Origin of the sequence: Microbacterium sp. GXS0129 (assembly GCF_044769785.1) — a bacterium.
In the GTDB taxonomy this organism is placed as follows: domain Bacteria; phylum Actinomycetota; class Actinomycetes; order Actinomycetales; family Microbacteriaceae; genus Microbacterium; species Microbacterium nymphoidis.
Genome location: NZ_JBIZVZ010000001.1, coordinates 358514 through 371732 on the forward strand (window position 1 = coordinate 358514; position 13219 = coordinate 371732).

Annotated in this window: 12 protein-coding genes; 10 read left to right on the top strand and 2 right to left on the bottom strand. The window is 68.9% G+C overall.

Annotation, left to right across the window (positions count from 1 at the left end; translation table 11 throughout):
* Positions 1–48: 48 nt before the first annotated feature.
* Positions 49–1188 (bottom strand): polysaccharide deacetylase family protein, encoded by a 1140-nt coding sequence (locus ACIQJ5_RS01615; RefSeq protein WP_402840206.1) that lies wholly within the window; start codon positions 1186–1188, stop codon positions 49–51.
* A 214-nt stretch (positions 1189–1402) separates the two neighbouring features.
* Here ACIQJ5_RS01615 and ACIQJ5_RS01620 point away from each other — a divergent pair, with 214 nt between their 5' ends.
* The 9 genes from ACIQJ5_RS01620 to ACIQJ5_RS01660 all read left to right on the top strand — a co-directional run bounded on the left by ACIQJ5_RS01620 (position 1403) and on the right by ACIQJ5_RS01660 (position 11631).
* Complete coding sequence (locus tag ACIQJ5_RS01620) at positions 1403–2041, top strand: GntR family transcriptional regulator (RefSeq protein ID WP_231090767.1); 639 nt, start codon at positions 1403–1405, stop codon at positions 2039–2041.
* The gene (locus ACIQJ5_RS01625) at positions 2038–3564 is read left to right on the top strand and encodes an MmgE/PrpD family protein (protein WP_231090766.1); all 1527 of its coding nucleotides are present in this window, start codon (positions 2038–2040) and stop codon (positions 3562–3564) included. Before ACIQJ5_RS01620 ends, ACIQJ5_RS01625 begins: the two co-directional genes overlap by 4 nt.
* A 49-nt stretch (positions 3565–3613) precedes the next feature.
* Positions 3614–4513, top strand: coding sequence for a methylisocitrate lyase (gene prpB, locus ACIQJ5_RS01630; RefSeq protein ID WP_402840211.1), 900 nt, complete (start codon positions 3614–3616; stop codon positions 4511–4513).
* 136 nt (positions 4514–4649) lie between these two features.
* Positions 4650–5831 (top strand): bifunctional 2-methylcitrate synthase/citrate synthase, encoded by a 1182-nt coding sequence (locus ACIQJ5_RS01635; protein WP_402840214.1) that lies wholly within the window; start codon positions 4650–4652, stop codon positions 5829–5831.
* A gap of 89 nt (positions 5832–5920) precedes the next feature.
* Positions 5921–7099 carry a thiolase family protein gene (locus ACIQJ5_RS01640; protein WP_402840217.1) on the top strand — a complete coding sequence of 393 codons (1179 nt, stop codon included), beginning with the start codon at positions 5921–5923 and terminating at the stop codon, positions 7097–7099.
* 145 nt (positions 7100–7244) lie between these two features.
* Positions 7245–8744 carry a CoA-acylating methylmalonate-semialdehyde dehydrogenase gene (locus tag ACIQJ5_RS01645; RefSeq protein WP_402842006.1) on the top strand — a complete coding sequence of 500 codons (1500 nt, stop codon included), beginning with the start codon at positions 7245–7247 and terminating at the stop codon, positions 8742–8744.
* Positions 8745–8755: 11 nt separating this feature from the next.
* Positions 8756–9916 carry an acyl-CoA dehydrogenase family protein gene (locus ACIQJ5_RS01650; protein WP_402840220.1) on the top strand — a complete coding sequence of 387 codons (1161 nt, stop codon included), beginning with the start codon at positions 8756–8758 and terminating at the stop codon, positions 9914–9916.
* The gene (mmsB, locus tag ACIQJ5_RS01655) at positions 9913–10824 is read left to right on the top strand and encodes a 3-hydroxyisobutyrate dehydrogenase (RefSeq protein ID WP_402840223.1); all 912 of its coding nucleotides are present in this window, start codon (positions 9913–9915) and stop codon (positions 10822–10824) included. The genes ACIQJ5_RS01650 and mmsB overlap by 4 nt, the downstream gene beginning before the upstream one ends.
* Positions 10825–10854: 30 nt before the next feature.
* The gene (locus ACIQJ5_RS01660; protein ID WP_231090760.1) at positions 10855–11631 is read left to right on the top strand and encodes an enoyl-CoA hydratase-related protein; all 777 of its coding nucleotides are present in this window, start codon (positions 10855–10857) and stop codon (positions 11629–11631) included.
* A 94-nt stretch (positions 11632–11725) separates the two neighbouring features.
* Here the strand turns inward: ACIQJ5_RS01660 and ACIQJ5_RS01665 are convergent, their stop codons facing one another.
* The gene (locus ACIQJ5_RS01665; protein ID WP_231090759.1) at positions 11726–12259 is read right to left on the bottom strand and encodes a MarR family winged helix-turn-helix transcriptional regulator; all 534 of its coding nucleotides are present in this window, start codon (positions 12257–12259) and stop codon (positions 11726–11728) included.
* A gap of 178 nt (positions 12260–12437) precedes the next feature.
* Between ACIQJ5_RS01665 and ACIQJ5_RS01670 the strand changes: the two genes are divergently transcribed.
* Positions 12438–13214 carry an electron transfer flavoprotein subunit beta/FixA family protein gene (locus tag ACIQJ5_RS01670; protein WP_231090758.1) on the top strand — a complete coding sequence of 259 codons (777 nt, stop codon included), beginning with the start codon at positions 12438–12440 and terminating at the stop codon, positions 13212–13214.
* The last annotated feature ends 5 nt before the right edge of the window (positions 13215–13219 follow it).

A 13219-nucleotide genomic window follows, 5' to 3' on the forward strand; every position in this document is an offset into this window, starting at 1 on the left:
TTTCACGATTTTGTGAAGAATGTGAACCGTGAGGGTTTCGTGAGGACCTCAGCCGATCATGCCCGCGAGGTCGTCCACCGTCATGCCCCAGTTCATCCGGACGCGAGGCAGGGCGAGTTTGTCGGAGCCGACGGTGACGTAGCCCCACTCGGTGGTCACCGCCATCTCGAAGCCGGCGGCGGCGACCCCGGCTTTCGCCGTGTCGTTGTAGTGACCGTACGGGTAGGCGATCACCTCCGTGGCACCGAGGATCTGCGCGGACGTCTGCAGGTCGGCGGCGATGTCCGCCTCTGACCAGTTGACCATCCGGCCCTTCCCGTTCTCGCCCGCCTCATGCATCGCGTGGGTGTGCGAGCGCTGCTGCACCCAGATCGACGGGGTGGGGTCCTGGCGGGCGCTGGTGATGACGAAGGAGGTGGTGAGGAGCTGGTCCTGATCGACCACGGGCACCGCCCAGTTCAGCCAGGTGGAATCCGCGTCGTCATCGGTGATGATCACCGAGCGGGGTGGGAGGAAGAGCCGGCCGTCGATGAAAGCCGAGAGCTCGTCCCAGGTGGGGAGGTAGAAGCCGCCGTCGCGGATGTAGGCCAGATCGTTCTGCCAGTCCGTGACGCCGTAGAAGTTGTTGCGGAGCCACCCCTCCTCGCCCTCCGGCTTGTCGGTGAACTGGTGGTACATCAGGATCGGCACGCGGGTTCCCGTTGCGGCCAGATCCTCGGCCGTGGTCCACGCACCGTGGAGCGTCACCTCGCGCTCCGGTCCGCACCCCACCGCGTCGGCGCCGTTGATGCGCGATGCGGTGTCGCGGGTGGCCGCGGCTTCGGGGGTGGCGTACCAGCCGGCGAACACTCGTCCGTCCTGCGCCGGGATCGGCAGGTGGGCGTAGCGGGCGCCGGCAGATTCGACGACCGGCGCCTCGGTGATGCCCTCGCCACGGAACGACACCGCGCACGCGTTCGGATCGCCGCTGTCCTGGAGGAGCTGCTGGGTGGCGGTGAGGGGAGTCGGTGTGGGGGTGGCGGTTGCCGCACTGGTGTGGCTGCCGGTCGGCGCCGTGGCGGCGGGTGCGCTTCCGGACTGCGCCGCACCGAGTGCGACGCCGCCCGAGAACACGGCTGCGGCGGCGATCACGGCACCCGTGATGATGAGGGCTCGCCGGCCCCGGCGCGGTTTGGCGTGCGTGGTCATGATCCCCCTGTTTCGCGGGCAGCGGGCGCACTCGTCGGTCGGAGCGGGTCGCCGGATGCCGTGACGATCGTATCGGCTGGACGCGAGCGTGACCCGCTGGACGCTGGCGCGCGTCTCGGTATGTATACGAAAGCCGGTCGTTAGCTCGCTCCACGCCCATAGATGAGGATTTGTGTATACACTAAGGGGTATCGTTCGATCACGAGGAGGTGCCATGCGAGCGAGTGATCGCGCTTACGGGACGCTCCTCGAGGAGATCCAGTCCGGACGACTGGCTCCCGGGTCGGTACTGGGCGAGGTTGAGCAGGCGGCCCGTCTCGGGGTCAGCCGTACGCCGTTGCGCGAGGCCATCGGGCGGCTCAACGCCGACGGTCTGGTGGCGCAGGTGTCGCCGCGCGTGACCGTGGTCACCGACATTGATCGTGACGACATCCGTGAGCTGTTCGAGGTTCGGCGGGCGCTGGAGGAGACGGCGGCACGACTTGCGGCGGAGCGCGGGGACCGCCGGGTGTTCGCCGAGCTCGCGGACGAGCTCGGCGCCGTGAACCTGGACGCGGACGCGGGGCGGGAGGCGTACAGCGTCCTGATCGCGCGCTTCGACGCCGCGCTGGACCTCGCGGTCGCGAACGACTACCTCACCGCGGCGCTACGCACCATCCGCACTCATCTCGTGCGCGTGCGCCGGCTCTCCCGGGAGAACACCACTCGCCTGGCCGCCTCCGTCACCGAACACCGCCTGATCGCCAGCGCGATCGCCGCCGGTGACGGGGACCTCGCAGCCCACGCCACGCACGTGCACCTGCACAATGCGCTCACCAACATCCTCGCCTCACTCCCGGAAGGACACTCATGACCGTCACGCATCACGTCCGCGTCTACAAGAGCGCGGAGGATCTGCCGCGCGACCAGCAGCTGGCCTGGAAGATCGCGGAGGTCGCGACCGATCCGGTGGAGGTGGAGCCCGCGGTCGTCGACATGATCATCAACCGCATCATCGACAATGCCGCCGTCGCGGCCGCGTCACTCACCCGCCGTCCGGTCTCGGCCGCACGCGCCCAGGCGATGGATCACCCGGTCTCCCGCGGCGGCGAAGGCGCCACCGTGTTCGGGTGCGTGCTGCAGGACCGCACCAGCCCGGAGTGGGCGGCGTGGGCCAACGGCGTCGCGGTGCGCGAGCTCGACTACCACGACACCTTCCTTGCAGCCGAGTACTCGCACCCCGGCGACAACATCCCGCCGATCCTCGCCGTCGCCCAGCACGCCGGCAAGGATGGTGCCGCCCTCATCCGGGGGCTCGCCACGGGTTACGAGATCCAGGTCGACCTCGTGCGCGCCATCAGCCTGCACAAGCACAAGATCGACCACGTCGCCCACCTCGGCCCGTCGGCCGCCGCCGGGATCGGGACGCTCCTCGGACTGCCCACCGAGACCATCTATCAGGCGGTGGGGCAGGCGCTGCACACCACCACGGCCACCCGCCAGTCGCGCAAGGGGGAGATCTCCACCTGGAAGGCGCACGCTCCGGCGTTCGCGGGGAAGATGGCCGTCGAAGCGGTGGATCGCGCGCTGCGCGGCGAGACCAGTCCGTCGCCCATCTACGAGGGCGAGGACGGTGTCATCGCGTGGCTGCTGGACGGGCCGGACGCGGCGTACGACGTCCCGCTTCCCGCGCCGGGCGAGCCCAAGCGCGGCATCCTCGACACCTACACCAAGGAGCACTCTGCCGAGTATCAGGCACAGGCGTGGATCGACCTCGCCCGCAAGCTCGGAAACGAGAATCCTTCGCTGCGCGATCCGGCGAACATCGCGAGCGTCGTGCTGCACACCAGCCACCACACCCACTACGTGATCGGGTCGGGGGCGAACGACCCGCAGAAGTACGACCCGACGGCCAGCCGGGAGACCCTGGATCACTCGATCCCGTACATCTTCACGGTGGCGCTGCAGGACGGCGCCTGGCACCACGTGGACTCCTACGCCCCCGAGCGTGCCGCCCGGCCCGACACCGTGGCCCTGTGGAACAAGGTGACCACGGCCGAGGACGCCGAATGGACGCGTCGTTACCACTCGGAGGACCCCAACGAGAAGGCTTTCGGCGGGCGGGTGGAGATCACGCTCACGGACGGCTCGACGATCGTTGACGAGATCGCCGTCGCAGATGCCCACCCTCTCGGCGCCCGGCCCTTCGCGCGCGCGGACTACGTGCGCAAGTTCCGCCTCCTCGCCGAGCCCGTGCTCGACGCCGATGAGATCGAGCGCTTCCTCGATCTCGCTCAGCGCCTCCCCGAGCTGAGCGCCGATGAGGTGCTGCAGCTGTCGATCGTCGCGAAGCCGGGCGTGCTGGACGCGGCGCCCTCGCCCCGCGGCCTGTTCTGAACCTCGCCCCGCCGGCTCCGGCCGGCGGGGCGCCCATCTCGGAGGACTCATGCTCTATTCGCAGACATCTGCGGCCGACAAGCGCCGCCTGTTCCGTGAGCGACTCGCCAGTAGTGAGCTGCTCCGCTTCCCCGGCGCCTTCAATCCGCTCTCGGCGCGTCTGATCGAGCAGAAGGGCTTCGAGGGGGTCTACATCTCCGGCGCGGTGCTCTCGGCCGATCTCGGCCTTCCCGACATCGGCCTCACCACCCTCACCGAGGTGGCCGGTCGGGGCAAGCAGATCGCGCGGATGACCGACCTCCCCGCGATCATCGACGCCGACACCGGATTCGGCGAGCCGATGAACGTGGCGCGCACCGTCCAGGAGATGGAGGATGCGGGCCTGTCCGGCCTGCACATCGAGGACCAGGTCAACCCGAAGCGCTGCGGTCACCTGGATGGCAAGTCCGTGGTGGACGAGTCCACGGCCCTGCGACGCATCCGGGCGGCGGTGGATGCCCGTCGCGACCCGAACTTCCTCATCATGGCGCGCACCGACATCCGCGCCGTCGAGGGTCTCGATGCGGCCGTGGATCGCGCGAAGAAGCTGGTGGACGCCGGCGCGGATGCGATCTTCCCCGAAGCGATGCGCACGCTCGAGGAGTTCGAGGCCGTGCGACGTGCCGTCGACGTCCCGCTGCTGGCCAACATGACGGAGTTCGGCAAGAGTGAGCTGTTCTCCGTGGATCAGCTGGCGTCGGTCGGCATGAACATCGTGATCTGGCCGGTATCGATGCTGCGCATCGCGATGGGCGCCACCGAGCGGGCGCTGGATGAGATCGAGCAGAAGGGGCATCTCCGTGACAAGCTCGGCGAGATGCAGCACCGGGCCGACCTCTACGACCTCATCGACTACGAGGCATACAACCACTTCGACAACTCGGTGTTCACCTTCACGGTGACCCGCTGACCTCCCTCCGTCGTCATGCGAGACGCCCGCGCGCGGCCGGGAACCCTGCGTTGCGGGGTGTCTCGGACGTGCAGGGGTGTTTCGCGGGGGACGGCGGGCAAGGCAGACTGAGATTCACGCAAGGGAGCGAGACGACATGAGCGAGATCGACATCAAGAAGGGGCTCGCCGGCGTCGTGGTAGACGTCACGAGCATCTCCAAGGTCAACCCCGAGACGAACAGCCTGCTCTACCGCGGCTATCCGGTGCAGGAACTGGCCGCCACGCAGCCGTTCGAGGCCGTCGCGTATCTGCTGTGGCACGGGGAGCTGCCCACGGCGCAGCAGCTGGCCGAGTTCCAGGCGACCGAGCGAGCGCATCGCCCGCTGTCGCCCGAAGTCCGCGCGGCCATCGATCTGCTCCCCACCGACGCACATCCGATGGACGAGGTGCGCACCGCGGTCTCCGTGATCGGTGCGCTCGATGCCACCGGTGACGTGATGAACGCGGCCGGGACACCGGAGGAGAACCTCCGGCGGGCGGTGCGCCTGTACGCGGCGCTGCCGGCGATCGTGGCCTACGGGCAGCGTCGTCGTCGCGGTCAGGAGATCATCCCGCCGCGCAACGACCTCGACTACGCGGCCAACTTCCTCTGGATGACCTTCGGGGAGGAGGCGCACCCGGTGGTGGTGGACGCGTTCAACCGCTCCATGACGCTGTACGCGGAGCACTCCTTCAACGCCTCGACCTTCACCGCGCGGGTGATCGCCTCGACGCTGTCGGATCTGTATTCGGCCGTGGTGGGCGCGATCGGTGCGCTCAAGGGGCCGCTGCACGGCGGTGCGAACGAAGCCGTGCTGCACATCTTCACGGAGATCGGCTCCGCGGACAATGTCGGCCCGTGGCTCGATGAGGCGCTTGCAGCTAAGCGCAAGATCATGGGTTTCGGGCACCGCGTCTACAAGCGCGGCGACTCGCGCGTGCCCACGATGAAGGCAGCGCTGGACACCCTGGTCGAGCACTACGACCGCCCCGACGTGGCCGCGCTCTACGACCGGCTGGAGGAGGAGTTCGTCAGCCGCAAGGGCATCTATCCGAACCTCGACTACCCGTCGGGACCGGCCTACGACCTGATCGGTTTCGACACCCTCACCTTCACGCCGCTGTTCGTGGCGGCGCGGGTCACGGGCTGGACGGCTCACATCATGGAGCAACTGGGATCCAACGCCCTCATCCGCCCGCTGTCCGAGTACGTCGGCGAGCCGGAACGTCACATCCCGGGCTACACCGCGACCGACGCCGAGATGGCCGCAGCGGACCGCCCCGCCGAAGCCGAGTAGTCCGCGAGACGTCCGGACGTGGGCGAGAATCACCCCAATGCGACGATTCTCGCCCGCACAGGGAAGTCTCGCGCGAGGAGAGGGAGATCATGAACGAAGCGGTCATCGTCGATGTGGTGCGCACCCCGGTCGGACGCGGAAAGCCCGGCGGCGCGCTCAGCGGAATCCACCCGGTGGACCTCATGGCACCCGTGCTGCAGACGGTGCTGACACGCAACGGGCTGGAATCGCGGCAGGTGGACGACGTTCTGCTGGGCTGCGTCAGCCAGGTCGGGGAGCAGGCCTACAACATCGCCCGCCGGTCTGTGCTCGCTGCGGGCTTCGATGAGACGGTCCCGGCGGCCACCATCGACCGGCAGTGTGGATCGAGCCAGCAGGCGGTGCACTTCGCCGCTCAGGGGGTGATCGCGGGGGCCTATGACATCGTGATCGCCGGCGGCGTCGAGTCGATGAGCCGTGTGCCGCTCGGATCCTCGCTGGCCGGCGTGGGCGGAGAGGCGGCCCTGATCCAGGAGCGCTACCCGGAGGGCCTGGTGAACCAGGGTGTGTCGGCCGAGCTGATCGCCGCGAAGTGGGGCCTCGGGCGTGGTGACCTCGACGCCTACGCCGCACGGTCGCACGAGCGGGCGGCAGCCGCGGCGGACGCCGGTCTGTTCGACGCCGATCTGCTGCCGGTGCACACCGATGCCGGGACCGTCTCCCGCGATGAGACCATCCGTGCGGGGACCACGTCCGAGGGTCTCGCGAACCTCAGCCCCGCCTTCCACACGGAGTCGCTGGCCGCCCGCTTCCCCGAGATCGGCTGGAACATCACGGCGGGCAACTCCTCGCCGCTCACCGACGGCGCCTCCGCGGCGCTCATCATGAGCGCGCAGCGCGCAGAGGAACTCGGACTGCGTCCCCGGGCACGTTTCCACGCGTTCAGCGTGGTGGGCGATGACCCGCTGATGATGCTGACCGGGCCGATCCCCGCCACGCGTCGCATCCTCGAGCGCTGCGGACTGGGGATCGACGACATCGATGCGTACGAGGTCAATGAGGCCTTCGCTTCCGTCCCGCTCGCGTGGGCGGAGGCTGTGGGGGCCGACCCGGCGAAGCTCAACCCGTGGGGCGGGGCCATCGCCCTGGGCCACGCGCTGGGCTCGAGCGGGACTCGCCTGCTCAGCACGCTCGTCGAGCACCTCGAACACACCGGCGGACGCTACGGTCTGCAGACCATGTGTGAGGGCGGCGGGATGGCCAACGCCACGATCATCGAGCGGCTTTAACCCTTCATAGCGCGCACTTGGCTCCTATCCGCGGTGGATAGGAGCCAAGTGCGCGCTTTGAAACGGTTGGACGCCCATTGATTTACTTGGACATCCAGGTATTCTGATCATGGTGCCAAGGGTGGCGCCGGAAGTGGTGGTCATCATGGTCAGGGAACTGTCGCACTTCGTGGGCGGAAAGCTCACCGCGGGCCGATCGGGACGGTTCGGCGACGTGTTCGATCCCTCCACCGGCGAGGTCCAGGCGCGGGTGCCGCTCGCCAGCGGCGACGAGGTGCGCGCCGCGATCGACGCCGCCGTCGCCGGCCAGCGCATCTGGGGCGAGATGAACCCCCAGGCCCGCGCCCGCGTGCTCACCCGATTCCTGGCCCTCGTGGAACGCGACCGGGACGACCTCGCCCGGCTCCTCTCCAGCGAGCACGGCAAGACGCTCGATGACGCGAAGGGCGACATCCAGCGCGGTGTGGAGGTCGTGGAGTTCGCCGTCGGAGCGCCGCACCTGCTGAAGGGCGAGTACACCTCGGGCGCCGGGCGGGGTATCGACGTCTACTCGATGCGTCAGCCCCTGGGGGTGGTCGCCGGCATCACCCCGTTCAACTTCCCCGCGATGATCCCGCTGTGGCAGGCCGGGCCCGCCCTCGCCTGCGGCAACGCCTTCGTGCTCAAGCCCAGCGAGCGCGACCCGTCCGTTCCGCTGCGACTGGCGGAGCTGTTCACGGAGGCGGGTCTTCCCGATGGCGTGTTCAGCGTGGTCAACGGCGACAAGGAGGCGGTCGACGCGCTGCTGTTCGACGACCGCATCCAGGCGGTCGGCTTCGTGGGGTCCACTCCCATCGCCCACTACATCCACACCACCGCCGCCGACCAGGGCAAGCGCTCGCAGTGCTTCGGCGGCGCCAAGAACCACATGATCGTGATGCCGGACGCCGACCTGGACCAGGTGGCGGACGCCCTCATCGGTGCCGGATACGGATCGGCGGGGGAGCGTTGCATGGCGATCTCGGTCGCCGTGCCGGTCGGGCAGGAGACCGCGGACGCGCTCGCCGTCAAGCTCACCGAGCGTGCCCGCGCACTCACCGTCGGCCCCGCGCTGGAGCCGGGCATGGACTACGGGCCGCTGATCACGGCGGATGCCGTCGCCCGGGTGAGCGGGTACATCGCGCAGGCGGTCGAGGAGGGGGCGGAGCTCCTGCTGGATGGCCGTGGTCTCGTGGTGCCCGGATACGAGAGCGGCTTCTACCTCGGCCCCACGCTCTTCGACCGCGTGAACACCGACATGACCATCTACCGCGAGGAGGTCTTCGGCCCCGTGCTGATCATCGCTCGCGCCGACGACTACGAGACGGCGCTGGCGATGGCCTCCGATCACGAGTACGGAAACGGGGTCTCGATCTTCACGCGCGATGGCGACACCGCTCGCGACTTCACGTCGCGGGTGCAGGTGGGCATGGTCGGCGTGAACGTCCCGATCCCGGTGCCCATCGCGTACCACACGTTCGGTGGCTGGAAGAAGTCGATGTTCGGCGACCTGAACCAGCACGGCCCGGACTCCTTCCGCTTCTACACGAAGACCAAGACCGTCACCAGCCGCTGGCCCTCGGGCATCCGCGAGGGAGCCAGCTTCGTCATCCCGACCATGAGTTGAGAGGCCTGCCGATGAGCACCGTCACCACCACCACGACGACCGCCGAAGACCGCGCCGCGATCATCGATGCCGTGCGCGAGTACGCCCAGCACGAGCTCGCGCCGTTCGCCCTGGAACGGGACTCCACGGGCGAGTTCCCCGTCGAGTCGCTGCACCGCGGCGGAGAGCTGGGCCTCGGCGGGATCTACATCGGCGACGACGTCGGAGGTGCCGGGTTCTCCCGCGAGGACGCGGCCGCGATCTTCGAGGAGCTCGCCTACGCCGACCCCACCATCGCCGCGTACATCTCCATCCACAACATGGTCGGCTGGATGATCGACTCCTACGGGACCGAGGAGCAGCGTCAGCAGTGGCTGCCACGGCTGACGGGCATGGAGATCTTCGGGGCGTACTGCCTCACCGAGCCGGGCGCGGGATCCGACGCCGCAGCCATCGCGACCGGTGCGGTGCGCGACGGCGATCACTGGGTGCTCACCGGGGTGAAGCAGTTCATCTCCGGCGCCGGCGCCGCCGGCGTCTACATCGTGATGGCGCGGACGGGCGACCTCGGGTCCCGTGGCATCTCCGCCTTCATCGTGCCGGCGGACGCCCCCGGGCTGAGCTTCGGCGCGAACGAGAAGAAGATGGGCTGGAAGGCGCAGCCCACCCGCCAGGTGGTGCTGGACGCCGTGCGCGTTCCCGCCGAGAACCTGCTGGGGGAGGAGGGTGGCGGCTTCCGGATCGCGATGAAGGCCCTCAACGGTGGCCGCGTGAACATCGCCTCCTGCTCGCTCGGCGGCGCCCGCTGGGCGCTGGATCGCGCCGTGCAGTACGTGCACGAGCGGTTCACGTTCGGCGCGGCGCTCGCGGACCAGCCCACGGTGCAGTTCGCGGTGGCGGACATGGCGACCGAGCTGCGCGCCGCGCGCCTGATGGTGCAGGATGCGGCGCGCGCCATCGACGACGAGGCCGAGGACGTGGCCATGCGCTGCGCCATGGCCAAGCGATTCGCCACCGATGCGGGCTTCCGCATCGCCAACGAGGCGCTCCAGCTGCATGGCGGCTACGGCTATCTGCAGGACTACGGAATCGAGAAGGTCGTGCGCGACCTGCGTGTGCATCAGATCCTCGAGGGGACCAACGAGATCATGCGGGTGATCGTCGGCCGAGAGGTGATGGGAGGCCGGCGATGACGCGCATCGCTTTTCTGGGACTCGGGCACATGGGCCTGCCGATGGCGAAGAACCTCGTCGCGGCAGGACACGAGCTCGTCGGGTTCGACGTGGTTCCGGCGGCGGTCGACGCGGCGCGGGCAGCCGGAATCACGGTGGCGGCATCGGGTGCCGACGCTGCGCGCGGCGCGGAGGTGGTCATCACGATGTTCCCGAGCGGACGCCATGTGATCGACGCGTTCTCGGGTGACGACGGGCTGCTGGCAGCGGCGCCGGCGGGCTCGCTGTTCATCGAGTGCTCCACCATCGCGGTGAGCGAGGCGCGCGAGGCGCACGACCTCGCGCTCGCGGCGGGGCAGCGCAACGTCGATGCTCCGGTGTCCGGTGGGGTGGTCGGCGCGGAGAACGGCACGCTCACCTTCATGGTGGGTGGCAGCGACGAGGACTTCGCGGCCGCGCACCCGCTGCTGGAGGCGATGGGCGCGCGCATCGTCCACTGCGGCGGGCCGGGGCTCGGGCAGGCGGCGAAGGTCTGCAACAACATGATCCTCGGCATCACGCAGATCGCGGTGGCCGAGGCCTTCGTCCTGGGTGAGCAGCTCGGACTCACGCACGATGCGCTGTTCGAGGTGGCGTCTCACGCGTCCGGTCAGTGCTGGGCGCTGACGACGAACTGCCCGGTGCCCGGACCCGTTCCCACCAGCCCCGCGAACCGCGACTACCAGCCCGGCTTCGCAGGGACGTTGATGGCGAAGGATCTCGGGCTCGCACGCCACGCGATCGAGGAGACCGGCGTCGGCGCCGCCCTGGGGCTGCACGCGGAGGAGATCTACGCCCGGTACGCCGAGGGCCCTGGCGCGGCACGCGACTTCTCGGGCATCATCGAGACCATCCGATCCGCCAGCGCCGCGGCGCAGCGCGCCGAGTGACACGCTCGCGCGAGTAGACGAGAGGCAGCCATGACCGACTTCGAGACCATCATCGCCGACACCCGTGGCAGCGTCGGATGGATCACCCTCAACCGCCCGCAGGCGCTGAACGCCCTGAACACGCAGCTGATGCACGAGGTGGTCATCGTCGCGGAGGAGTTCGATGCGGATCCGGAGATCGGCGCCATCGTCATCACCGGTGCCGGTCGTGCGTTCGCCGCCGGTGCCGACATCAAGGAGATGGAGGACCGCAGCGGACTGGACATGCGCCTGGGTCGCTTCTTCGGTGAGTGGTCCCGGCTCACCGCGGTGCGCAAGCCCGTGATCGCTGCCGTGAACGGGTTCGCCTTCGGGGGCGGATGCGAACTGGCGATGATGTGCGACATCATCCTGGCCGCTGACACCGCCGTCTTCGGTCAGCCGGAGATCAATCTGGGGGTGATCCCCGGCATGGGCGGGACCCAGCGGCTCACCCGTGCGATCGGCGCATACAAGGCAGCGGACCTCGTGCTCACCGGGCGCAACATGGATGCTTCCGAAGCCGAACGTGCAGGTCTGGTTTCGCGCGTGGTCCCCGCCGCCGAGCTGGCGGATGTGGCGCAGCAGATCGGCGAGACCATCGCCTCGAAGTCGCTGCCGTCGGTGATCGCCGCGAAGCAGGCCCTGCGTGCCGTGCAGGAGACACCGCTCAGCCAGGGGCTCGCGTTCGAGACCGCGCAGTTCACAGCGCTGTTCGACACCGCGGATCAGAAGGAGGGCATGGCCGCCTTCCGCGAGAAGCGCGCCCCGCGCTTCGAGAACCGGTAACCGCCGGTCGGCGGCAGGTCACCTTTTCCTGAGACTGAGACGGAGGGGGACGGTGACAGAGCCCGGGCGGAGGGTGACGAGTCGGGGAGGCGGATCAGAGCGGATCGGGAACCGGGGCGGGATCGCGGAAGTCGCCCGCCGATTTGCGCAGGCGCGCGACGATGCTCACGAGCTCCGTGACGTCGGCGTCGTCCAGCCCGATGTTCTCGAACACCGCGTTGAGTGCGACGGTGGCCTCATCCACCAGGTCGCGTCCGGGATCGGTGAGTTCGAGCACGGCGGCGCGGCCGTCGATCGGGTGTGGCAGGCGACGGAGGAGGCCGGCCTTGGCCAGGCGGTCGACCGTGTTCGTGACACTCGTGGGGTGCACCTGCAGACGCGCGGTGGCGCTGGCCATCGGCATCCGGCCCTCGCGCGTGAATGCCAGAAGCCGGAGCATCTCGTACCGCGCGAACGACAGGTCGAACGGCTTCAGCGCTGCCTCCACGCGTGCGAGCATGAGCTGCTGCGCGCGCATCAGGCTGGTCACTGCGGTCATTCCTGCAGCGGCATCCGTCCAACCGTGCGCGAGCCACTGGCGCTTCGCCTCGGCGATCGGATCCACCGCGAGCGGTCGGTTGTTGGCCATGGTCCCTCCTGCCGTTCCACGCTACCCGTCTGTATATGGCGCTCGGGGCATCGCCACCCGGAGTCGGGCGTATGTATACATTGCGTCCGCGCCGGAATGCCCCCGGGGAATTCACCCGCCCGAATGGGTACATACCGGCTATTCGACATAGACTCGACGGAGAACGGGAGGAGCGTCGATGAAGATCATCGTCCTGGTGAAGGAAGTGCCCGACACGTACGGGGATCGCAAGCTGAGCCTGCAGACGGGCCTCGCCGATCGTGGCGCGGGCGATGTGGTTCTCGACGAGATCGGCGAACGCGCCGTCGAGGTGGCCCTGAGGCACGCTGACTCCGCCGCGGACACCACCGTCACGGTGCTGTCGATGGGGCCCGAGAGCGCTGCCGCCACGGTGCGTAAGGGTCTGCAGATGGGAGCGACCGACGCGGTCCACGTGGTCGATGACGAGCTGGTCGGCGCAGACCTCACGCTCACGGCCGAGGTGCTCGCGGCCGCCATCCGTCGCGCCGGGTTCGACCTCGTGATCGCCGGCAACCTGTCCACTGACGGCACGGGTGGCATGGTCCCCGTGATGGTCGGGGAACTGCTCGAGGTTCCCACGCTCACCGGACTGGCCTCCGTGAACATCGAAGGGGGAACCGTTTCCGGAACCCGCGGTGTCGACGGCGGCGTGCAGCAGGTGACCGCGCCACTGCCGGCGGTCATCTCCATCACCGAAGCGCTTCCCGACGCACGCATGCCCAACTTCAAGGGCATCATGGCCGCCAAGAAGAAGCCGTTCGAAACGCTCTCGCTCGCCGATCTCGGAATCACCGTCGACCCGGCGTCTCAGGCCCGCTCGATCATGGTGTCGGTGGCGGAGAAGCCCGCCCGCGAGGCGGGCATCAAGATCGTCGATGAGGGCGACGCGGGCACGAAGCTCGCCGAGTTCCTCGTTCAGAACCGTTTGGTGTGAGGGGC

Coding starts and splice junctions, on each gene's coding strand:
- mmsB (WP_402840223.1), top strand. CDS start 9,913: ATGACGCGCATCGCTTTTCTGGGACTCGGGCACATGGGCCTGCCGATG.
- ACIQJ5_RS01670 (WP_231090758.1), top strand. CDS start 12,438: ATGAAGATCATCGTCCTGGTGAAGGAAGTGCCCGACACGTACGGGGAT.
- ACIQJ5_RS01620 (WP_231090767.1), top strand. CDS start 1,403: ATGCGAGCGAGTGATCGCGCTTACGGGACGCTCCTCGAGGAGATCCAG.
- ACIQJ5_RS01635 (WP_402840214.1), top strand. CDS start 4,650: ATGAGCGAGATCGACATCAAGAAGGGGCTCGCCGGCGTCGTGGTAGAC.
- ACIQJ5_RS01660 (WP_231090760.1), top strand. CDS start 10,855: ATGACCGACTTCGAGACCATCATCGCCGACACCCGTGGCAGCGTCGGA.
- ACIQJ5_RS01645 (WP_402842006.1), top strand. CDS start 7,245: ATGGTCAGGGAACTGTCGCACTTCGTGGGCGGAAAGCTCACCGCGGGC.
- ACIQJ5_RS01650 (WP_402840220.1), top strand. CDS start 8,756: ATGAGCACCGTCACCACCACCACGACGACCGCCGAAGACCGCGCCGCG.
- prpB (WP_402840211.1), top strand. CDS start 3,614: ATGCTCTATTCGCAGACATCTGCGGCCGACAAGCGCCGCCTGTTCCGT.
- ACIQJ5_RS01665 (WP_231090759.1), bottom strand. CDS start 12,259: ATGGCCAACAACCGACCGCTCGCGGTGGATCCGATCGCCGAGGCGAAG.
- ACIQJ5_RS01640 (WP_402840217.1), top strand. CDS start 5,921: ATGAACGAAGCGGTCATCGTCGATGTGGTGCGCACCCCGGTCGGACGC.
- ACIQJ5_RS01615 (WP_402840206.1), bottom strand. CDS start 1,188: ATGACCACGCACGCCAAACCGCGCCGGGGCCGGCGAGCCCTCATCATC.
- ACIQJ5_RS01625 (WP_231090766.1), top strand. CDS start 2,038: ATGACCGTCACGCATCACGTCCGCGTCTACAAGAGCGCGGAGGATCTG.